Origin of the sequence: Sphaerimonospora cavernae, assembly GCF_042435035.1 — a bacterium.
Taxonomy (GTDB): Bacteria; Actinomycetota; Actinomycetes; order Streptosporangiales; family Streptosporangiaceae; genus Sphaerimonospora; species Sphaerimonospora cavernae.
Window position 1 is genome coordinate 49,729 of the sequence record NZ_JBHMQT010000032.1, and the last position, 21,167, is coordinate 70,895.

Genomic DNA, 21,167 nt, shown 5'->3' on the forward strand with positions numbered 1-21,167 from the left:
TCAACGACTCTCACCATCACGACAGGGTTACGTCCGATGTCAGGAGCGGTACGGGCATCGCCGGCGGATCAGGTCCGGCGGCGCAGCAGGGTGGCGGGGTCCACGGTGACCCGGAACGGCTCGGTGATGGTGACCGGACCGCCGGCCAGGACGTTGTGCCTCTCCTGGTACTCCCCGGCGACGAGTTCGAAGGCGATCAGTCGCGGCTCCGACTGGTCGAGACGGACCACCCAGTAGTAGGGGATGCCGATGCCCGCGTACACCTGCCGCTTGGTGATCATGTCGCGGGTGACGGCGTCCTTGCCGGTGATCTCGATGGCGAGCAGGATGTCGTGGCCGGTGAGCAGGTCGTACCCACCCTCGGTCAATTTGTAGGGGATCGTGACGAGGTCCGGACTGCGATAGCCGGGGTGCGGGCCGGGGATATCGACATCGAGCGGTCCGAGGGTGACCACGTCCAGCCCCGCGTCCTCTGCGGCATCATCGAGAAGACGCATGAGTCGGTTGGCGACGTACTGGTGCTCGGGTGCGGGGGAGTTCATGACCAGGAGGTTCCCGTCCTCGATCTCGTACCGGAATCCTTCCGGCAGGTCGCGCGTGTCCTCCCGGGTCCATGGGTAGAGCGGCCCGTGCTGGCCGAACTCGATCGTCATAGTCATCAGGGTAGGTCCTCCGGGCGTCGTGCGGCCTGACCAGGAGAGACGCTATACGTAATCAATTGGATACGTACAGTGTTTCGAATGGTAAAGGTTCGCAGTGGTAAAGGATCACCCGGGTCAGGCCGAGACGGCCGGGTGGTATTTGGGGAGCCGGAGCGTGACCTTGGTGCCGGCGCCGGGGGCGGTCTCCACCACCAGGCCGTACTCGTCGCCGTAGACCTGGCGGAGCCGCTCGTCCACGTTGGCCAGGCCGACCCCGCTGCCGCCCGTGCCGGAGCGGTCCTCCCCCGCCAGCACCCGCCGCAGGCGTTCGGGATCCATGCCGGCGCCGTCGTCCTCCACGCTGATGGCGCATTCGGCGCCCGCGTCCTCCGCGATGATCGTGATCCGGCCGACGCCCTCGAGGCCGTGCCGTACCGCGTTCTCGATGAGCGGCTGCAGGCACAGGAACGGCACGGCGACGGCGAGCACCTCCGGCGCGATGCGCAGCGTCACCTGGAGCTGGTCGCCGAACCTCGCCCGCTCCAGCGTGAGATAGCGGTCGATCGACCGCAGTTCCTCGGCGAGCGTGGTGAAGTCCCCGTGACGGCGGAAGGAGTATCGGGTGAAGTCGGCGAACTCGAGCAGCAGCTCGCGGGCTCGTTCGGGGTCGGTCCGGACGAACGAGGCGATCGTGGTCAGCGAGTTGTAGATGAAATGCGGCGAGATCTGCGCACGCAGCGCCCTGACCTCGGCCTCCATCAGCATGGTGCGCGACCGGTCGAGCTCGGCCAACTCGAGTTGGGAGTCGACCCAGCGCGCCACCTCCTGCGCCGCCCTGACAAGGCCGGCGGAGGCATGATCGCCGTACACCGCGAGCGAGCCGACCACGCGGTCGTCGGTCGTGAGCGGTACGACCACGGCGTGCCGGACGGGGCACTCGGGCGACCCGCAGTCGAGCGGGAGCACCTGGGTCCTGCCGTCCTCCAGCGTGGCTCCGGCGTGCCCGAACGCCTCACCGGCGTGGTGCTCCCCCGCGCCGTCGTAGACGAGCAGCTCATCCCGATCGGTGATCGCGATGGCCGGAGACCCGAGCAGCTCCCGCAGGTGGCGCGACGCCCTGAGCGCGCCGGCCTGGGTCAGCCCGGCCCGCAGGGGCGGCGCCGCGAGTGAGGCCGTGTGCAGGGTCTCGAACGTCGCCCGCTCGGCCGGACCGCTGCCGAGGTCGCGGCGGCCGCGCAACACCCGCCACAACACCACGGCGGGCACCCCGATGAGCGCGGCGACGACCAGAGCGGCTACGACGGGTTCCACGCCGCCGGAGCCTACTCGGTCACCTCCCCGGCTACGTGAACAGCCCGGTGAGGCCCCGGCGCCCCCTTCTGGCCGGCCGCGTCACGCGGGCCATTCGCGCCATGCGCCGCATCCGCGCCATGCCGGCGCTCCGCACCGATCCGCGCATGGGCGTGCGGCCGATGCCCGGTATGCCTCGCATGCCGAAGATGTTGCGCAGACCCGACATCCGGCGGAGGCCAGACCCTCGCCGCAGGCCAGAAATCCGGCGCAAGCCGGACCCTCGCCGCAGGCCAGAAATCCGGCGCAGGCCCGACGTCCGCCGCAGGCCAGCCATCTGACGTGAACCAGATATGTGACGTAGACCGAACATCCGGCGCAGGCCCGAGACACCGCGGGTGCCCTGGACGGCCATCTTCGGTGTGGTCCGCCGGTTCCGGGCCATCCGGGTGATCCCGCGTAGGATCATGAGCCCGGCGGCCAGCGTGCCTGCCCCCGTCGCGGCCGTCATCGGCCGCCGCCTGGCCTGCTCCGTGACCTTGCCGGCCGCCCCCTTGACCGGCTCGGGCGTGACCGCCCGCACCCTGTCGGCCACCCCGGCGGCCTTCTCCCGCGCCAGCGTGGCGGTCGCGTGCATCCGCTCCTGCGCCCGGCCCTTCAAGTCGGCTTTGGCGGCGAGGGCCTCGATGGTGTCGCCGAGGTCGTCGCGCGTCCGCTCGATGTCCTCGCGCACTCTGGTGACGTCGTCCCCCGGATTGCCACGCTGACGGCTGCGCTCGTGCTGCGCCGGCGGAGCGTCGAGGAGTTGCGGTACGGCGTTCCGCGACTCGGCTTCCGTCACCGGTTCGGCGACGTCCTGTCTATGTACTCCCATGCGTCCGGCAGTGGTCCGAGCACTTCCGGGATCGGTCTCGGTCATCTGCGTACGCTCTCCTTCATCATTTCGAGATCCGTCTTGAGGCTCTGGATCGTCTGGTCCGGGGTCGGCCTGGTGACCTGGGACACCTGCTGCTTGCCCATGAGGCCGAGCAGTCCGGCCACCAGCAGCAGCCCGACGCCCACGATCAGGGCACTCGCCCACGTGGGCATCACCAGGGCCAGCCCCAGGATCGCGGCGGCCACCAGGGCCGCGGCCCCGAGCAGCGCGACCACTCCCGCGCCACCGAGCAGCCCGGCTCCGGTCCCGGCCCGCTTTCCCTTCTGCGTCATCTCCAGCCGCGCCAGCCGCAGCTCGTCGCGCACCAGGCGTGAGACGTCATCGGACAGCCTCCGGACGAGCTCGCCGGTGGACAGCGTTTCCACTTGGTTGGTCATGGACTGCCTCCCTTCCGGATTGGGGAGCGCCTACCCCCAGCCGAGAGGCCTAACCACGGCCCCGCGCAGGGCCGACTCGCTCGCGGCGGAAGATGAAATTTTCAGTAACGCGACGGCGAGGCATTCCCCATGCCGGGCAAAAGGCCAGCCCTCGATCGGAACGGCGCGAACGCCGTACCGTCGCCCGTGACCCGCACCCCCGCCTGACCTTCCCAGCAGACCGCCTCCCCCGGGCGGGCCCGTCTCCGGGGAAGGCGGGCATCCATTTTGTCGCTCTTTACGGCTGACGCCCCGGATCAACCGCTGGTGATCGTGACGGTCTGGGGGGACTCGTCGACGTGGAGGGTGAAGATGTCGGGACGGCCGTAGTGGCCGGTGGCGTCGAAATCGAAGCGGGCGCGAGCGAGGTCGTCGAGGTCGAGCTCGGCGGTCAGGATGCCCTCACCTCCGCGCAGCGGCCCGGCCAGGACCTCGCCGAGCGGGGAGACGATGACGGAGCCGCCGCCGATCAGGACGGTGTCGGGCTCGTCACCCTGAACAGGGTGCAGGTCGGCGGGCAGGGCGTCGCGACGCAGGTACTGGCTGGCGCAGAGGACGAAGCAGCGGCCCTCCAGGGCGATGTGGCGCATCGTGGCCTGCCAGGCATCGCGGTCGTCCACCGTCGGTGCACACCACAGGTCGACGCCTTTGGCGTACATCGCCGTGCGGAACAGCGGCATGTAGTTCTCCCAGCAGATCGCCGCACCGAGGCGGGCGATGCCGGTGTCGATGACGGGAAGGGTGGAGCCGTCGCCCTGGCCCCACAGGTAGCGCTCGGCGGCGGTCGGCATCAACTTGCGGTGCAGTCCCAGGTAGCCGTCGGGGCCGAAGAAGAGCGCCACGCAGTACAGCGTGCCGCCCCGGCGTTCGACCGCGCCGACCACGGCGTGGCAGCCGAGCTCCCTGGTGAGTGCGGCCAGTGCCCCGACCTCGGGGCCGGGGATCTCGACCGCGGCGGCGTGGTAGCGACGGAACAGGTCACGCCCGGCCGAGGTGCGGCTGCCGACCGTGATGCCGAAGTCCAGGCCCTTGGGGTAGCCGCCGAGGAACGCCTCCGGCAGTACGACGACCCGGGCGCCGCGGCCGATGACGGCCTCGCGGATCAGTTCCTCGGCTCGGGCCAGCGCGGCCGGCGTGTCGAACAAGGGAGCGGCCGCCTGGACGACGGCGACGGTCACGGTGCGCTGGGGTTCAGAGGAGGCGGAGGTCATGCCGTCGAGGATAGAAACTCTTCGGCCGTCGCGCTCCACTCGATCATCCACTTCGATCGCTCTTCGAGCTGCGCCTGTCAGGTGGCGTGCGATCACCCAACTGCCGCGACGACATCTGGAGACGTTGCCATGACAGACCACGAGCTCTCTTCTGAGGACTTCGGGCTCGAAGACGAGTTTGATTTCGATGAGGAGGAGTACGGAGACGACGATGGCGAGGAGCGACTGGATCTGGAGAGCATGGATGTTTATCAGCTCCTTGAGGTATCCGTTGACTCCGACACGGAGAACGACGACAGGATCGTGGCGGTTGAGAAGCTGATAAAGCTTGGTTCCTCATCAGCCGCGGCGATCCAGTGGCTGATGCACTCGCGTCACCTTCACCGGCTTGAGGGGTTCGATCACCGGAGCGAGGTGAACGATCTGGTCACCGGCCTCTCGCTCAGTGCTGAGGATCGAACGGCCGGACTCAAGGTGATCATTGAGGACACGCGTCTGTCCGACGTCGATCGGGCATCGGCGTTCGCCAAGAGCCTTGGCGACGGTCCCGGAAGAACGGCCAGATATGGATCTCTCAAGCCACTCATTCCCACACGCAATCTGATCTTCGGTCTTGAAGAGATGATGAGCGAGGGAGATCCGCTGCCGGCCATCGATGTGATCAGGGAAATCGCCGCCGACCGCAGCCTCATGGGCAAGGAGCGGGTCCGGGCGGTCACGGCGCTCACGGACGATGGCGACTGCCGGGATGTGGCTGTGGAGTTGTTCCAGGAGTTGCTGCAGGATCCGACCCTGGTCGATGCTGCCGCTCGGAAAGATGCCGAGGAGTGGGTCAACGCCCTCGGAGAGTAGTGCGACCTAGATCGTCCGGTTGATCGTGGCTGACCTCAGGTCGGCACTCGCACGCCATCTCCCTCGATGCGAACGACACCCGCTGCGGGTCGGGCTCCGCAGTGTTGAAGCGAAGGCCGGTTCTGCTTCAACAAGGAGCGGTGCGGGGCTGCCTTATTACGCCGAGCTTTAACATGCACCACCCCGAGGTCGCTGTATTAAAGATCAAGGTGCCTTCGCTTTAATATGCGAGCGGACGCGGCCGAGTAGTGAACCTCTCCGCCCACAAGCAGTGCCCCCGGCCCTGGGCCTGCGGAGCCTGACGCAGGAGCCGACGATCTATGCGTTGCGGTCGGCTGAGCCGAGGGCGAGGAGTTCGCGGAACTCACCGACGGCGGGGCGGTCGCGCTGGTCGTACGGTACGGCACGCAGCACCATGCGTCCGGTCTCGATGATGTGGTGGCTGCGATAGGGGGACGGGAGGGGATCGATCACCCTGGCCGCAAGGCGCATGCCCTCGTCGACGCCGCCCTGGACCACCGTGCAGAGTGCCTCGTGGAGCCGGACATTGGCACCGTACTGGTAGGTGCGAGCGAGCCCGAGCACGTCCTCCCGAGCCCGGTCCGCCGCCGACTCGACGCCCGCACCAGCGTAGACCCAGCTCTCGGCGAAATGGATCTGATCTGGTTTCCAGAAGCCGAAGGAGTCCGGCACGACGCCCGCTCCGGCCAACACGGCCAGGGCGTTTACCGTCTGCCGTGCCTCGTCGTGCCTGCCGAGCATCGTCAGGGCCTTCGCCCGGGTGGTCAGCAGGTCGACGCTGGGGCCGCTGGCGATCCGCTCGGCACTGTCAAGAAGGCGCAGGACGGTCTCCGGATCGCGCTGGCCGTATAGGCCGTGACCAGCCTCCTCGCCACGGACCAGCAGCCGCAGTCGCAGATCGCCCGAGGCGTCGGCCGTCTGGCGTGCCGTACGCCACCAGCGCAGCGCTCCCCCGTGCTCGCCCAGCCGGGTCAGCGCGTTGGCGTGGACGGACGACAGCGCAGCCGTGAACCGCTGCAACTCGACCGCATCAGCCGGGCTCGCGGTCTCCAACTGTCGCCGCACGGCCAGCAGATCGACCAGCAGATCAGCCGCCACCTGGGCCGGAGGACGCGTCCGCAGCGCGTACAGGTGATCCGCACACGCCAGGTCCCACTCCTCCAGACTGCGGAAATCACCGCCCACGGACTGATCGAGCAACCGGCGGACGGGTTCACCACACACGCCCAGCACACCGATCCCGGCGGCGGCAAGCTGCAGAAGACGACGGCGTTCCGTGGCGACCTCCTCCTCGGCGGGCCTGTTCATCGCCACCGTACGCAACCGGTCCAGCTCAACGACAGTGCCGTGCAGGGCCACAAGTTGTTGACCCGCACCCAGGGCCGCATCGAGACGGGTCACCACATCCGCGTGCGGACGAGCGAGCCCACGCTCCCATTTCGACAGGTCGCCGTCATCGACGTACGCCGCCTTGGCGACCTCACGCTGACTCAGGTGCCGCACATCCTCCCGCCAGTGCCGTACGGCAGCACCCAGCAGATGCCACCCCGACAGACTCGGATCCACCGGCTCAGAAACACGCGGCATGCCATCCCCCGATCAGTCATTGTCACTTTCTGAAATCAAATGATTACAGAAAGGACTGGCAAAGGCCAGGTAGATCAGGGCTGCGAAAGCTTCTTCGGAGGCGACGTGAGGGGCCTCCGGTTGCTGGTCGTCGCTGGAGGCCGGGGTTCCAGCGTCCAACCTCTTCCGAGCCTCCCGCCCGGTGCCCATGATGGCCACGGAAGGTCGATGACCTGGAAAATCAGGCGGGACCCGCAGGCGTTCGCAGCGCCGTACGGGTCCCTTGATCAGGAAGAGGTGTTCCTGACCTATGTCAAACGATAGGGCCAGCACGTCTGGCACGGCGTTCGCCGGGTGGCGGATCATGCGGAGCGACGCCGGACGCCTGTGGGCCAGCCGCGAGAAGCCGTTCTCCTCGGCGGCCGAGAACGCGGGCGCCTACCGCACGGTCGACGGCGACGACCTGCGCGAGCTGTGCCAGGCCATCGTCGAGCAGGAGAGCCTCGCCGACCTGGCGGTGACTCGTGATCAATAGCACTGTCGCCGACAACGGAACGAACGACCACGCCCGGGGCGACAGCACACGCGACGGTTGCCCGCCGTGGTGCATGGACGCCCATATCGACGAGCACCCCGACGAGCGCATCCACAACGCCTGGGTCCAGGCCGTCGACCTGCACGCCATCCCCCTCGCGGGGCTCCCTCAGCGGCTCTGGCTCGACCTGGTCCTCTGTCACGGCGACCACGAGCCTCGCGTCACCTCCAGATCGACGATCGCTCCCTCGTCGAGCTGACGATCACCGAGGCACGGGACACCGGGCTCCACCTCATCGGCCTGGCCGCCCTTGCCGACATGGAGACTCCATCGATCTCCCCCGCCCGCCCCTGACGCCCGCACCCGGGCAGTGCCCATGTCCGCCCACGCCCCGATGCTGTCGTAGGGCTTCTGTCCTTTCTCACGGAAGGTGGCGCGCAAAGCAACGCTCTGGCCTGCGGTACGCCAACTTCGGTGAGGCACCGAACGGGCTGTCGTCTCAATGAAGTTGGCGTGCGCCGGAGGAGTGCGGTCAGCGTCTCATTTGATCTGGCGCGTGATCATGGGAGTGCGTCCCGGCTCGCGTGCGCCGCCAGCTCTGCTGGCGTGTCGGCGACGTCAGGTAGGTGAGACGGAGCGGCAGATGCCGCCAGGTTCGGTGAGACCGCGCCAGCTCCCGTGAGACAGGACAGCTTCTTCGTTTCGTCGGAACCCAGCCGCTCACTGGGTTCCGACATTGTCAGCGGGACGTTTAGAGTTCGATCATGCCGATGCTTGCCGAATCCGCGACACCGCCCGGCTCGATGGCCGCGCTGCCCCAGCCCGAGATCCATGCGGACGGCGTGGTGCTCCGGCCGTGGCAACCGTCGGACCGCCCGGCCGTCGTGGCCGGGTACGCCGACCCGGCGATCCAACGCTGGCACTGCCGGTCGATGAGCGATGACGAGGCGCGCGACTGGATCGACGCCTGGGCGGACCGATGGCGAAGTGAGAGCGGCGCCGGGTGGGCCGTGCTCGAAACGGGCCATGTCGTCGGGCAGATCAGCCTGCGCCGGGTCATCCTCGCCGAGGGCCTGGCCGAGGTGTCGTACTGGGTGCTGCCCAGCGCACGCGGTCGCCGCATCGCCGTCCGAGCGCTGTCCGCGATGACCGCGTGGGCCTTCGAAACGCTCCGGCTGCACCGCATCGAGCTGTGCCACTCCACGGCGAATGCCGCGTCCTGCAGGGTCGCGCAACGCGCCGGCTTCCCCGCAGAGGGCACGAAACGCGGCGAAGCCCTCCACGCCGACGGCTGGCACGACACGCACCTACACGCCCGCCTCGACACCGACGTCTGATCGCGAACTATGCGGTGCCGCCGACGGACCCGAGGGTGAGGAATTCGCGGAACCTTCGGCTGGGTCATCCGTCCTCGGGCCCGTGCGAACCGGCGAAGCGGAGGTACGGCGCGGCCAGGGCCGCTTGTGGAGACCGCCCGTTCAGGCCGTGCACGTACAGGGAACTAGCGCATCGCTCGCGACAGGGTTTCAGCCGGTGGGGCGTTCGGGCTCGTCGGAGAACAGGTCGGCGGCGGACGTGGCGGTGACGGCACGCCGTGTCCATTCATCGAGCCGGTCCAGATCCGTACACATGGTGATGCGGGTGCGGTCGGCGTCGGAGACGGGGATGCCCCGCGCCTGGAGAATGGTCAACACCGCCCTGGCCTCGCCCTTCGCGAGCCCCTTCGCGAGGCCCTTCGCGAGGCCCTTCGCGAGACCTTCCTGAAGCCCTTCTTGAAGCCCTTCCTGAAGCCCTTCTTCAAGCCCTTCTGTTCGGCCGGCCTGAAGACCCTTGCCGTAGTGCTGGCGCGCGAAGGGGCTGTAAACCGGCCAGGCAGCTGATTCCATGAGCTTCTCCATCACGAGTTGGGCGGCCAGCGGGGCCAAGCGGTATGCGTATTCATAATATTGCGAAGCGTGTTCGCCGGGGAGGTGCTCCAGCGCTGCCATGAACGCCTCCACCACCGGCACATGCTCCCCGTGGGTCATCACCGACAACGCGGCCAGTTCCGGACGCGCCGCCGCCGCTACAGGATCGGTCACCGGCGGGACCTGCTCGGGGCCGATCACCTGGCAGGTGAGCGTCGTGCCCGGCAGGTTGGTGCGGATCGGCTCGGCCGCCCAGGCGGCGGTGTCGGCGTCAGGGCAGATCACCAGCGCCGTGACCGGACAGGACAGCTGCAGCCACAGCGCCGCAACGTACCTCGACAGCTGCCGCCGCTTTCCCTCCTCCCTCTTCCGCTGGATCTCCACGATGATGGCGTGCACGGGCGCATGCCGGGGCCCAACCGTGATCACAGTGTCGGGTCGCAGGTCCTGGGACGGACGGTCGTTGAGCTCGTTGCTCACCAGCTGGACCGGAAGCCCGCCGGGCACGTCCACGCCCAACTGGTCGCGCAGCATCTCCGTGGCGAGCTGCGGCCGGTTACGGAACATCAGATTGAGTGTGTCGTGCAGGGGGGAAGGCATGGCGCAACGTTACATCACAAATACTCTGTGTAATGAGACTTTTTCACTTCAACTCGTGGCGTCGCCGGTAGACCCGGCACGCTCACATGGGTGATCGATCAAGGTGTCAGCCACCGAAAGACAGGCCGCGCTCATCAAGCGCGGCGCGGAGCGCCTTCATCGCCGCTGGTCCCATGCCATGCAACTCCATGATCTCGACCTCGGTCGCCTGCGTCAGGCTCTCCAAGGTCGTGAAGCCGGCGCCCTGCAGTGCCCGCTGAGCCGGGGCGGCCAGCTTCGGCAACGGCGTCCCGTCTTCGGTGCTCATCATGGTCTCCCGCATATCAAAACGTCCGCGTAGGGGGCGCCGGCCGATCGGTGGGCCCGCAATGGCCAACGATCTGAAGGTACGGCACAGGCGGGACCGCACCGGCGATGACCTCGGCGGCGAGCGGGCACGGGCCACCCCATGTGCTGACAATTTCGTTGGAGCAGCAGGTCGCGAAGGTTCTTCCCGGCCGTCTGATCGGGCCGGAGACTGTGAAGGAGGTGGCAGCGAATGATCCGTCATACCGGATCTGACGGATATGTTCACGAAACGAGGCGATCGTAAATAATCTTGCCGCCGGAGTTGTCGCGTTCAACCGACATCGTGGGAGTCCGGCCCGTATGACCGATCCGTCACGCGCCCCTCAGCCGTCACCCACTCCTCAGCCGGCACCGACACCGCCGTCATCTCCGCCACCTCACGGCATCCAGCACTCTCCGGACAACATCCCGTCGCCGAGTGCTCAGCCCTCGGCCGCTCCGCCGCCCTCACCCCAGCCATCGTCAGGTTCACAGCCCGCTCCGACACCCTCCCCACGCCCGCAGACCGCCCCAACGCCCCCGCCTCGAGAGGTGAGCGGCGGTTTCTCGGGAATCGATCCCGCCGCGATGGACGACTTCGAGCGAGGCCTCGGCCGAGCGCAGGACGCACTCGGCCGGAACGAACCGCAGCTCCGCCGGGTATTGCAGCAACTCAACCTGGACACCTCACGCCTGGGCGCCCTGCGCGAGGTCCAGAGCTGGATCGGCACCACCCGTCCCGACCTGCGACGCCGCAGCGAGACGATCCGATCCGAGCACACCGAATGGGCGACCTCCTCCGGCGTACCCGGCGGGCTGACCGCCTTCAACGAGGAGCTGTACGGCAAGGCCGCCCACGATCCCGACGTCTACGCGGCGGTCGGCAAGCTGACCGAGGCGGCCAGGAGCGGCGAGGTCGACGAGAAGACCGCGGCCGCGCTGGAGAAGCGGACGGGAGACCAGACCTTCGCCGTCACGCTGATGAACGCGCTGGGCGCGGCGGGATTCCGCAATCTCATGACCAAGACGGTGAATCATCAGCAGGATAAGAACGTGGCACGGCTGCAGACCGCGCTCGGCAAGACCCTCGGCACAGCAAGCGCCAAGCTGAGCCCGGCCTGGCGTGACGAGCTCACCGACGATCTCGGCCGGTCCACCGTCGACTGGCGTTCGGGCTACGGGCTGGCTCTGACGCTCAAGGACGGCACCTTCGACTCCGCCTTTCTGGTGGCCGTCGCCAGGAAGATCGACGCGTGGAAGTGGACGGCGTACAACGCGCCGACCATCGGCATGAACCTCATGGAGGCGCTCAGCCGTAATCCCGCGGCGGCCCAGGACTTCTTCGCGGGCGATGCCAAGATGATGGAGCGCTACCTGACCTGGCAGACCATGCCCGACGGCGGTGCCGCGCTGGGCAAGGCGCTGGAGGCCGCCACGCTCACCTTCCGCGACCACGACGGTTCGCCGCAACAGCCATCGCGCGGCTACCTGTCCGCCAAGCTGACCTCGGAGTTCATCCACCTGGAAGCCCAACGCATCGACGAGGAATCTTCCCCCGATTCCCGCGTGCCCCCCACCACCACCGGCCACATCCTCGCCGGCTACATCGCCGACGTGAACCGTGCAGCTCAGAGCGGCCGAGACACGATCGCAACAGGAGTCACAGGGGCCGATCATCCCGGGGTTCCAGGTCAGGACCCCTGGGGAGCGCTATTCAGCAAGGCAGACTTGCGCCAGGTGATGCAGAAGGCGTTTACGGACGACCAGGCATTCGCCGCTGTCCTCGCCGCCCAGACGGCGTTCACCGGGCGGCTTCTCGATCAGGGCGCGAGTGAGACGGCCGCCCGGCGCGACATCGTCCCCCTCCTGGCCAATGCGAAACAGGTTGGGGCGAGCTTCGGCATGATCACCGATGCTGCGGGGCTGGCCAAGATTGAGGAAGGCAAAGATCTCGACGAGGCACAACAGCGGAACATGAAGGTCCTCACTGCGGTGGTCAACACCGGACTGGCCATCCCACAGGCGGGGGCATGGCCGATCACAGCAGGAGTCGTGGGCGCGTGGACCGGCCTGATCGAGGACAGCGTCAAGGGCGACGCCGAGACCAGGGCCCGTAGTGACGCCAACGCGGCCGTCGACCGAACCCGCAGCCTCCTACACGACCTCACGTCACAGGCCATGCTCAAGCACGGCCTGTTCGGCTCGGCTGACCCGCCCGCCTCGACCCATCCATGGGCAACCCTTGAAGGCCTGAAGAAGGGGGACGACCCGCGTGACAATCCCAACAACTTCCTCAAGAACGATGGCCGAACGCTCATGACCAGGGACGAGATGACCGACGAAAGTGCGACCAACAGCACCGATAAATATCGCCGACTCGAAGCCTACGAACGCTGGCTCCACGAGGGGCCCTCCGGGAACCCCTGGTTGAAAGCCGAAGATCGCGTGGATCAGGGCTTCTCTGATGGATTCGCGCAGTACGGATCATGATGAGAAATCTACTCATCGCGATAGCGATTGTGTTCGGGCTGACCCTGGCAACTGGCTGTCAGCATGATGAAGCCAAGGTTGACCACACACCACTGCCGACGGTGGCCGCTCCTCCCTACATCTGCGAACACATCCCCCTGCGGGCCGTGGAGCTGATGACTGGGCAGCACGACCCGCTGGTTCGCGGCCATTTCGATCTCACGCTGTCCGGAGGCCTCGGTGATGGGAGTTGCGTGGTCTATCGGCCTGGCGGCAATCGACTGAAGGTGCTGCAAATCGGCCTGACCCCGCAGGGGTATTCCGGTGGCGTTGAGGAGCAGCTCCACCTCGGCGCCCTCCCGCTGCCTGAGATTGTTCCCGGCGCTACCGGCTACTACTTCAAGGACCCGAACAGCACTAACAACGCTGCTCACGCGTTGCTCGTCTGGGGTAATGCAGAGCTCGGGATCGATCTGGTGATCGGTGTCGAGGGGCGGGACAACGCGGCTGATGTGGTGGCGTTGATGAAGCTGATCGCGCCGAAGCTGATAACCGACGCCAGCGCCCCCGGGGCGACCGTGTCCCCCTCCCCCTGAGAAGGAGTGATCACAGCATGGCCATGTTGGTGCCCAATCCGCTCCATCGGGCGTTGGGAGATGCCCTGCGTACGGCGGAGCCGCTGTTGCAGGAGATCACGAGCGGCATCGACACGCCGTTCCGGGCCTTCCACTCGGGCGGGGTATGGACGGGACCGGCCGCGCAGCGGTTCGACGCAGAGCTTGCCCACCATCGCGCCCGTGTCCGCGACAGCACCGACGCCATCCTGGCCGACCTACGCCAGGCGCTGGCCGGCACGCCGCCCGAGGTGACGGACGAACAGGCCAGGACGATCAGGATCAGGTACGGCCTGGCCTGAACGAGTCCGGCAGGCGTTCGTCGGGTGGCGGATCATGCGGGGGGCGCCCTTCTGTCTCCTCCTCACCGCTTTCTATGCCGACTCGGAAGTGATGCACCTGGACGAGTGGTGGGGCCACGAGGTGGACATCAACTTCCGTCCGGCGTCTCACCCGGCGGATCGTTCGGGTTCGTCGATGAACAGTTCGGCGGTGGAGGTGGCGGTGACGGCGCGCCGTGCCCATTCATCGAGCCGGTCCAGGTCGGTGCAGCCGGTGATGCGGGCGCGGTCGGTGTCGGAGACGGCAACGCCCCGCACCTGCAGGACGGTCAGGACCGCCCTCGCCTCACCTTCCGCCCGGCCTTCCGTCCGGCCCTCTTCGAGGCCCTTGCCGTAGTGCTTACGGGCGAAGGGGCTGTAGACCGGCCAGGTAGCCGAAGCTGATTCCATGATCTTCTCCATCATGAGTCGGGCAGCCTGCGAAGCCAAGCGATAGGCGTATTCATAGTAATGCGGAGCGTGATCCTCAGGGAGGTGTCCCAGCGCGGCTATGAACGCCTCTGCCACCGGCGGCTGCTCCCCGTGGGTCATCACCGACAGCGCGGCCAGCTCCGGATGCGCCGCGGCCTCCGCCGGATCGGTGATCGGCGGGATCTGGTCGGGGCCGATCACCGCGCACCTCAGCGTGTAGCCCGCCAGCTTGGTGTCGATCGGCTTGGCCGCCCACTCGGCGGTGCCCGCGTCCGTGCAGATCACCAGCACCGTGACCGGGCAGTCCAGCTGCAGCCACAGCGTGGCGGCATACCGGGGGATCTGCTTCCGTTTCTCCTCGTCTTTCTTCTGCTGGATCTCCACGATGATGGCGTGCTCGGGCGCATGCCGGGGGCCGACCGTGATCACCGTGTCGGCGTACCGGTCCTTCGACAGGCGGTCGTTGAGCTCGTTGCCCACCACTTGGACCGGAAGCCCGCCGGGCACCTCGACGCCCAGATGGTCGCGCAACATCTCCACGGCGAGCTCGGGCCGGTTGCGGAACATGAGGTTGAGTGTGTCGTGCTGGGGGGACGGCATGACACGAAACGTTACAACATAATTACAATAAGTGCTTGTCAATCAAGGGGCCATCCGCAGGGAGACTGTGACCTCGCCGAGGCGATCAGAGCCGTCGGCTCCGGTTTCACCCGCTGAGCCGTCACGTCCCGGGGAGTCTTCCCGGTCATGGACGACCCGCCGGCGTCCTGCTGAGAGCACTCTTCAGCCGTGCCGCGGCGGCCAGGGCGGGCCACAGGCGGGTGGCCAGGTTGCGGACCTGGATGCCGCGTCGCGTCGCGGGGACCAGGAGCGCCGAAACCTGACCGATCATCCGCTGCTTGGGGTCCACGAGGCGCCGGTGCGCGGCCTCGTAACCGCGAAACGCCGCCCGGGGGTCGTCCGGACAGGCGGCGAGTTCTTCGGCGAGGGTGTGCGCCCCCACCATGGCCAGGGTGCTGCCGTCACCGAACAGCGACACGCAGGACGCGGCGTCGCCGACGAGCGCGACCCGGCCGTTCCACCAGCGGGGCAGGCGTACCTGGCTCACCGAGTCGAAGTAGAGGTCGTCGGCTGCGCGCACGTGCTCCAGCAGTTCGGGCGCCCGCCACGACACGTCCGCGAACGCGCCGGTCAGCATCCGCTTGTGCTGCTCGGTGTCGCGGTGGTCGATGCCGGGCTCGGCGGGGCCGCGGTAGAGGAAGAACGCGCCGCTGGGGGTGGCGCTGACGGCGATCGCCTTGCCGGGTGTGTTGTGCATGAGGATGTCCCGGCCCAGTCCGGCCGCCCCGCCGTCGAGAGGCGTCGTCGCGACATAGAGACCCATGTGGCGGACGAACTCGCGCTCGGGGCCGAACGCGAGCCTGCGCGTCATCGAATGCAGGCCGTCGGCCCCGATCACGAGGTCGAATCGGCGGGGCGCGGCGCGGTCGAAGGCGACATCGGCTCCGTGCTCGTCCTGTTCAAGGGTGGCGATGGAGTCGTCGAAGAGGAACTCGACGTCGTCGCGGCTCGCCTCGTACAGGATCGAGGCGAGGTCGCCGCGAGGTAACTCGACCTCGTCCGGCTGCTGAAAAGCGCGCATGTCGATCCGGCCGACGCGCCCGCCCGCCGCGTCGACGAAGCTGACGCCCGTCGTGCCGACGGCGGCCTCGCGCAGCCGGGGCAGGACGCCCATCCGCTCGGCGACGTCCACGGCACGGCCTCTGACGTCGACCGGGTTTCCACTGGAACGCGGCTTCTCGGCATGTTCGACGACCGTGACGCGGAAGCCGTACCTGGCCAGCCAGTAGGCCAGGGTGGGCCCGCCGACGCCGGCTCCGGAGATCAGCACCGTTCGCTGTCTCATGACAACCTCTCCAACCGGAGGTATTTCCTCCATATAGCAGACGATACTCTAAGTGGAGGAAAATCATCCAATTAGCAGATCGCGTGGGGTGACAGTGGAGACGCGGAAACAGCCGGGGACGACGGGGCTGCGCGCCGACGCACGCCGCAACCGGGACCTGATCGTCGCCGCCGCCCAGGACCTGCTCCTGGAACGGGGTGCCGACGTGCCGCTGGAGGAGGTGGCACGCCAGGCGGGTGTCGGCATCGGCACGCTCTACCGCCGGTTTCCCGATCGTGACGCGTTGCTCCGGGCGGTCGGTGAGGAGTGTCTGCACCGCCTGGAGGATCTGGCGGAGAGCGCCTGGCGTGAAGAGCCGGACGCCTGGCACGCGCTGTGCCGCTTCCTGCGCGGCTGCGTGGAACTGCGAATGGGCGTGCTGTCGGCGAAGCTGGAGCCGCACCTGAACCAGCGACTGCGAGCCGGCCACGACCTGCACGAGATGCGGCAGCGGGTGGCCGCGGCCGTCCTTCGGATGACCGAGCAGGCGCAGGCGGACGGCACGCTGCGCGACGACATCGGCCCCGGCGACATCGCTCTGCTGATGACCATGCACGTCTACACGCCGCCGGCCATGCCCGCCGAGCAGGCCACGGCCCGAGTCTTGGAGATCGTGCTGAGCGGCCTGCGCGGCGGGTCGGCACCCGCCCTTCCCGGGACCGCGCTCACCGGCGACGACCTGCACCGCTACATCGCGGTGGAGTAAGGCTCAGCCGGATTCGATTTCGAACCCGCCCGTCTCGTGGCTAACGCGGCGTGAGGCCGGGCGTCTGCTCCTGGCCGAAGGTGATCACGATGTCCTTGCCGTTGGCGTAGCTGACCACGGGCCGCCGGAGCATGTCGCCCACCCTGCGGGCGACCGCCTGGAACAGCTCCACCATCTCCGGGGTGTCGGCGCTGATCCGGAACCGACCGCTGGCGGCGAGGTGCTCGGCGACGAGAGGAACGAAGGCCGCCTCGGCCCTGACCTTCTCCTCCGTGCTGAGCGGGGTGCGCCGAGGCGCGGGCCACGTGCCGACAGGGTTGGTCATCAGGTCTCCTCGTCATCGTCCTGAGTAAGTCCAGCATGCCGGAAAAGTGATGGCGCTGGGGGGTGGACTTCGCTGCTAGCGTTCCGGGGTGGCGGGAGGAGCCGGGGCGGGAGGAGACGCATGCTCGTGATCCACGCGGCCTGGGACGGCGGGAGGCTCGTGCTCTGGGCCGAGGAGACGACGGACGCGGAGCTCGTCACCTCCTCCCGGGCCAAGCTCCGCCCCCATCCCTTCGCCGCTTCGGCGGCGGCCCTGACCGCCGAACTGCCGCGCTGGGGAGACGCAGCGGCCGAGGCGGCGGGCAAGGCCGTGTCCGGCGAGGCGGTGCTGCTGCTGCCGAGCTCGGCCGGCGGCCCCCTGCCCTCCCCCGAGACCGGCCTTCAGGTCGGCGCGCGTCAGCCCAGGATCAGATCGTGGCGGGTGCCCGCGCTGCTGGTCGAGCCGGGCCCCGCGCTGCGCATGCTGACCGCGGGGCCGCTGACGACGGCGTTCGAGCCGCCGCCGACGGCCGGGCCGTCTCTGCGCTATCTCGCCGCCGTCGCAGCGCACGCCCATGAGCTGGTACGGCGCGGCCGGGTGCTGCCCCAGCTCGTCGCAGAGGACGACGGCTACGCGGCGCGCTGGCGGCCCGTGCTGACCGGGCCGCAGGCCGCCCGCTTCCGGGAGCTGGCCGCCGCGATGCCGCCGGTGTGCCGTGCCGTACGGGAGGAGCGGCCCTCCGCCCACGTGCTGATCGAGGCGCTGGCGTGCCTGGTCGACGCGGCCGTACGGCAGGCCCTGCCCGAGCGACTGCTGGGCGGGCATCGTCCCGGGCAGCGCAGTCCGCTGGCCGACCGGTGGACGGCGGCGCTGACCGGGGACGCGGTGGCGCTCCCCGGTGTGAGCCAGGCGGACGCGGAGAAGCTGGCCCTGCCGCTGCAGGAGTGGTTCCGGGCGGCCCACCAGCTCGACGGCCCGGTCAAGGTGTGCTTCCGCCTCGTCGAGCCGGAGCCGGATCCTGAGCTCATCTCGTCGCTGAGTCCGGACATCGCCGGCGAATACCGCGAACGCCCGGCCGTAGCGGACACCGGCGCGTGGCGGGTCGAGTTCGCCCTGCAGTCGGCCGAGGACCCGAGCCTCTATGTGCCCGCTCCCCTCGTCTGGGCCGGCGAGACCATACCCGGCCTGCCCGGGCGCCCCGACGAGACGCTGCTCGCGGGCCTGGGCCGGGCGGCCCGCCTCTACCCGAAGATCGACGACGCGCTCCGGGAGGCCCGGCCGGCCCGGATCGAGCTGGACGTGGAGGGAGCCTTCTACTTCCTCCGCCACGCCGCGCCGCTCCTGCAGTCGGCCGGGTTCGGCGTGCAGCTGCCCGCCTGGGCGGGCCGTACCAAGCTGGGTCTCAAGCTCACCACACGTTCTCGCAGCGGACCCGGTGCCGCCGCTGACCAGGGATTCGGGCTGGCGCAGCTCGTGGACTTCCGCGCCGAGCTGGCCATCGGCGACGAGACGATCAGTGAGGCGGAGCTGGCCGAGCTGGCCAGGCTCAAGGTGCCGCTGATCCGGGTGCGCGGGCAATGGGTCGAGCTGGACGCCCGGCAGCTGAACGCCGCGCTGAAGGCCGTGGAGCGCCGCGGCTCGGGTCAGACGACCGTCGGGGAGATCCTCCGGGAGGTGGTCGACGGCGGGGACGCCGACCTCCCGCTGGTCGAGGTGGACGCCGACGGCCTCCTCGGCGACCTGCTGTCCGGTGAGGCCGACCGCCGTCTCGAACCCGTCGCGACTCCGGCGGCCTTCCACGGCACGCTCCGGCCGTACCAGGAGCGCGGCCTGGCCTGGCTCAGCTTCATGTCCCAGATCGGGCTCGGCGGCATCCTCGCGGACGACATGGGCTTGGGCAAGACCGCCCAAACACTTTCACTCCTCGCAAAAGAGCGTGAATCCGGCGAACCGGTGGGGGCGACGCTGCTGGTGTGCCCGATGTCGCTGCTCACCAACTGGCAGAAGGAGGCCGCCAGATTCGCCCCGTCGCTGGACGTCTACCTCCACCACGGCGCGGGCCGACTGCGCGGCGAGGAGCTGGCCGAGCGGGTCGGCGCCGCCGACCTCGTCCTCACCACGTACGGCACGGCCCTGCGCGACCGCGATGCCCTGGCCGGGTTCGGCTGGGGCCGGATCGTCTGCGACGAGGCTCAGGCGATCAAGAACAGTGCGGCCAGACAGGCCCAGGCCGTACGGTCACTTCCGGCGCGGACCAGGCTGGCGCTGACCGGCACTCCCGTGGAGAACCACCTGGCCGAACTCTGGTCGATCATGGAGTTCTGCAATCCGGGCCTGCTCGGGCAGGCGGCCGCGTTCCGGCAGCGCTACCAGGAGCCGATCGAACGGCACGGCGACGAGGCGGCGACGGCCGCGCTGAAGCGGGCCACCGGGCCGTTCGTGCTACGGCGCCTGAAGACCGACAAGACGATCATCTCCGACCTGCCGGAGAAGATGGAGATGAAGGTCTGGTGCACGCTCACACCGGAGCAGGCGAGCCTCTACCAGGCGATCGTCGAGGACATGATGGACCGGATCGCCGCAAGTGAGGGCATCGAACGGCACGGCAACGTGCTCGCCACGATGACCAAGCTCAAGCAGGTGTGCAACCATCCGGCGCACCTGCTCAAGGACGGCTCCCGGCTGCCGGGCCGCTCGGGGAAGCTGGCCCGCCTGGAGGAGCTGGCCGAGGAGATCGTCGGCGAGGGCGACAAGGCGCTGGTTTTCACGCAGTACGCCGAGTTCGGCTCGATGCTGCAGCCGTATCTGACGGCCCACCTGGACCGCCCCGTGCTGTGGCTGCACGGCGGGCTGCCGAAGAAGCGGCGCGACGCGCTGGTGGAGCGGTTCCAGAACGACGACGAGCCGATGATCTTCCTGCTGTCGCTGAAGGCCGCGGGCACCGGGCTCAACCTGACCGCGGCCAACCACGTGATCCACGTCGACCGGTGGTGGAACCCGGCCGTGGAGAACCAGGCGACCGACCGGGCGTTCCGCATCGGCCAGCGTCGCAACGTGCAGGTCAGGAAGTTCATCTGCGCCGGGACCCTGGAGGAGCGGATCGACGAGATGATCGAGCGGAAGCTGGCGCTGGCGCAGAGCGTGGTCGGCACGGGCGAGGACTGGATCTCCTCCCTGTCCACCGAGAGCCTGCGGGAACTGTTCCGGCTCGGCCCCGAGGCGGTGGCGTGATGGCGCGGCAGCAGTCCGGCTGGTTCGAACCGTCGCGGCCGATCCGGGTCGAGGGCGGCATCCGGGTGCGTAACAGGCGCGGATCGATCGGCGAGCGGTGGTGGTCGCGCAGGTTCGTCGACATCCTGGAGCGCGTCTGCGACTCCGGCAGGCTCAGCCGCGGCCGCTCCTACGCCCGCTCCGGCCAGGTCCTCGACCTCGAGATCGGGCCGGGTCTGGTGAAGGCCCGGGTGCAGGGCTCGCGGAGGACTCCGTACCGCGTGACGGTCGGCATCGCCGCCTACGGCCGCGAGCAGTGGCACGAGCTGGTCGGCGCGCTGGCCGCGCAGGCGCTCCACCGCGCCAAGCTGCTCGCCGGAGAGATGCCGCCGGAGATCGAGGACGTGTTCCGCGGCTGCGGGCTGCCGCTCTTCCCCGAACAGCGGGGGCTGGAGATGGACTGCTCCTGCCCGGACTGGGGTTTCCCGTGCAAGCACCTGTCGGCCGTGCTGTACGTCCTGGCGGAGGCGTTCGACGACGACCCGTTCCTGGTGCTGGCCTGGCGGGGCATGGCCAGGGACGCGCTGCTCGACGCCCTGCGCCGAAACGACGACGGCGAAGCCGATGGCGGCGGGAAGCCCGGGCTCCTCGACGTGGCCGACGTCCCGTTCGTCGAGCGGATCGACGACTTCTACGAGCCGGGTGTCTCGCCGGCGCGGCTGTCCCCGTCCCAGGGTCCCTCGGACGGTTCGGAGGCGCCGCCCGATCTGCTGCTGCGGGCGCTCGATCCGCCGCCGGTGAAGGCGCGGCACATTCCGCTCCTCGACCTGCTGCGGCCCGCCTACCGGTCCTTCACGGAGTAGG

The 21,167-nt window shown here is 68.7% G+C and carries 21 protein-coding genes; 10 read left to right on the forward strand and 11 right to left on the reverse strand.

The window, feature by feature from the left end; genetic code table 11:
• Positions 1-68 precede the first annotated feature (68 nt).
• The 5 genes from ACFHYQ_RS13645 to ACFHYQ_RS13665 form a co-directional block, all read right to left on the reverse strand.
• Entirely contained in the window at positions 69-653 is a 585-nt protein-coding gene (locus tag ACFHYQ_RS13645; protein WP_394301492.1) for a Uma2 family endonuclease, read from the reverse strand.
• Between the two features lie 123 nt (positions 654-776).
• Complete coding sequence (locus tag ACFHYQ_RS13650) at positions 777-1,952, reverse strand: histidine kinase (RefSeq protein WP_394301493.1); 1,176 nt, start codon at positions 1,950-1,952, stop codon at positions 777-779.
• Between the two features lie 31 nt (positions 1,953-1,983).
• Entirely contained in the window at positions 1,984-2,805 is an 822-nt protein-coding gene (locus tag ACFHYQ_RS13655; RefSeq protein WP_394301494.1) for a DUF3618 domain-containing protein, read from the reverse strand.
• 41 nt (positions 2,806-2,846) lie between these two features.
• Positions 2,847-3,245: a phage holin family protein gene (locus ACFHYQ_RS13660; RefSeq protein ID WP_204016762.1), complete on the reverse strand. Its 399-nt coding sequence runs from the start codon at positions 3,243-3,245 to the stop codon at positions 2,847-2,849.
• A 296-nt stretch (positions 3,246-3,541) separates the two neighbouring features.
• Complete coding sequence (locus tag ACFHYQ_RS13665) at positions 3,542-4,495, reverse strand: nitrilase-related carbon-nitrogen hydrolase (RefSeq protein WP_394301495.1); 954 nt, start codon at positions 4,493-4,495, stop codon at positions 3,542-3,544.
• 129 nt (positions 4,496-4,624) lie between these two features.
• Between ACFHYQ_RS13665 and ACFHYQ_RS13670 the strand changes: the two genes are divergently transcribed.
• Positions 4,625-5,347 (forward strand): hypothetical protein, encoded by a 723-nt coding sequence (locus ACFHYQ_RS13670; RefSeq protein ID WP_394301496.1) that lies wholly within the window; start codon positions 4,625-4,627, stop codon positions 5,345-5,347.
• Between the two features lie 318 nt (positions 5,348-5,665).
• On the opposite strand, the gene ACFHYQ_RS13675 is transcribed toward ACFHYQ_RS13670, so the two are convergent.
• A complete protein-coding gene (locus ACFHYQ_RS13675; RefSeq protein ID WP_394301497.1) occupies positions 5,666-6,955 on the reverse strand; it encodes a helix-turn-helix domain-containing protein in 1,290 nt (429 codons plus the stop codon).
• A gap of 289 nt (positions 6,956-7,244) precedes the next feature.
• On the opposite strand from ACFHYQ_RS13675, the gene ACFHYQ_RS13680 reads away from it, so the two are divergent.
• From ACFHYQ_RS13680 to ACFHYQ_RS13690, 3 genes are all read left to right on the forward strand, one after another.
• Positions 7,245-7,469: a hypothetical protein gene (locus ACFHYQ_RS13680; RefSeq protein ID WP_394301498.1), complete on the forward strand. Its 225-nt coding sequence runs from the start codon at positions 7,245-7,247 to the stop codon at positions 7,467-7,469.
• A complete protein-coding gene (locus ACFHYQ_RS13685) occupies positions 7,459-7,728 on the forward strand; it encodes a hypothetical protein (RefSeq protein WP_394301499.1) in 270 nt (89 codons plus the stop codon). Before ACFHYQ_RS13680 ends, ACFHYQ_RS13685 begins: the two co-directional genes overlap by 11 nt.
• A gap of 505 nt (positions 7,729-8,233) precedes the next feature.
• Positions 8,234-8,806, forward strand: a complete 573-nt coding sequence (locus ACFHYQ_RS13690) for a GNAT family N-acetyltransferase (protein WP_394301500.1) — start codon at positions 8,234-8,236, stop codon at positions 8,804-8,806.
• Positions 8,807-8,995: 189 nt separating this feature from the next.
• Here ACFHYQ_RS13690 and ACFHYQ_RS13695 read toward each other — a convergent pair whose 3' ends face one another.
• A complete protein-coding gene (locus ACFHYQ_RS13695; RefSeq protein WP_394301501.1) occupies positions 8,996-9,976 on the reverse strand; it encodes a FliH/SctL family protein in 981 nt (326 codons plus the stop codon).
• Positions 9,977-10,082: 106 nt separating this feature from the next.
• The gene (locus tag ACFHYQ_RS13700; RefSeq protein WP_394301502.1) at positions 10,083-10,283 is read right to left on the reverse strand and encodes a helix-hairpin-helix domain-containing protein; all 201 of its coding nucleotides are present in this window, start codon (positions 10,281-10,283) and stop codon (positions 10,083-10,085) included.
• 572 nt (positions 10,284-10,855) lie between these two features.
• Here ACFHYQ_RS13700 and ACFHYQ_RS13705 point away from each other — a divergent pair.
• Genes ACFHYQ_RS13705 through ACFHYQ_RS13715 form a run of 3 tightly spaced genes read left to right on the forward strand, consistent with a single transcriptional unit; the run spans position 10,856 to position 13,688 of the window.
• Entirely contained in the window at positions 10,856-12,793 is a 1,938-nt protein-coding gene (locus ACFHYQ_RS13705; protein ID WP_394301503.1) for a hypothetical protein, read from the forward strand.
• Between the two features lie 29 nt (positions 12,794-12,822).
• Positions 12,823-13,368, forward strand: coding sequence for a hypothetical protein (locus ACFHYQ_RS13710; RefSeq protein WP_394301504.1), 546 nt, complete (start codon positions 12,823-12,825; stop codon positions 13,366-13,368).
• A gap of 17 nt (positions 13,369-13,385) precedes the next feature.
• Positions 13,386-13,688, forward strand: coding sequence for a hypothetical protein (locus ACFHYQ_RS13715; RefSeq protein WP_394301505.1), 303 nt, complete (start codon positions 13,386-13,388; stop codon positions 13,686-13,688).
• Between the two features lie 147 nt (positions 13,689-13,835).
• On the opposite strand, the gene ACFHYQ_RS13720 is transcribed toward ACFHYQ_RS13715, so the two are convergent.
• The gene (locus tag ACFHYQ_RS13720) at positions 13,836-14,738 is read right to left on the reverse strand and encodes an RpnC/YadD family protein (protein ID WP_394301506.1); all 903 of its coding nucleotides are present in this window, start codon (positions 14,736-14,738) and stop codon (positions 13,836-13,838) included.
• A 145-nt stretch (positions 14,739-14,883) separates the two neighbouring features.
• Positions 14,884-16,044 (reverse strand): FAD-dependent monooxygenase, encoded by a 1,161-nt coding sequence (locus ACFHYQ_RS13725; RefSeq protein ID WP_394301507.1) that lies wholly within the window; start codon positions 16,042-16,044, stop codon positions 14,884-14,886.
• Between the two features lie 94 nt (positions 16,045-16,138).
• On the opposite strand from ACFHYQ_RS13725, the gene ACFHYQ_RS13730 reads away from it, so the two are divergent.
• The gene (locus ACFHYQ_RS13730) at positions 16,139-16,789 is read left to right on the forward strand and encodes a TetR/AcrR family transcriptional regulator (protein ID WP_394301508.1); all 651 of its coding nucleotides are present in this window, start codon (positions 16,139-16,141) and stop codon (positions 16,787-16,789) included.
• A gap of 40 nt (positions 16,790-16,829) precedes the next feature.
• On the opposite strand, the gene ACFHYQ_RS13735 is transcribed toward ACFHYQ_RS13730, so the two are convergent.
• The gene (locus tag ACFHYQ_RS13735) at positions 16,830-17,114 is read right to left on the reverse strand and encodes a hypothetical protein (RefSeq protein ID WP_394301509.1); all 285 of its coding nucleotides are present in this window, start codon (positions 17,112-17,114) and stop codon (positions 16,830-16,832) included.
• Between the two features lie 120 nt (positions 17,115-17,234).
• On the opposite strand from ACFHYQ_RS13735, the gene ACFHYQ_RS13740 reads away from it, so the two are divergent.
• On the forward strand, positions 17,235-20,324 hold the full coding sequence (locus ACFHYQ_RS13740) for a DEAD/DEAH box helicase (RefSeq protein WP_394301510.1): 3,090 nt from the start codon (positions 17,235-17,237) through the stop codon (positions 20,322-20,324).
• Entirely contained in the window at positions 20,324-21,166 is an 843-nt protein-coding gene (locus ACFHYQ_RS13745; RefSeq protein WP_394301511.1) for an SWIM zinc finger family protein, read from the forward strand. Before ACFHYQ_RS13740 ends, ACFHYQ_RS13745 begins: the two co-directional genes overlap by 1 nt.
• Position 21,167: the final 1 nt, after the last annotated feature.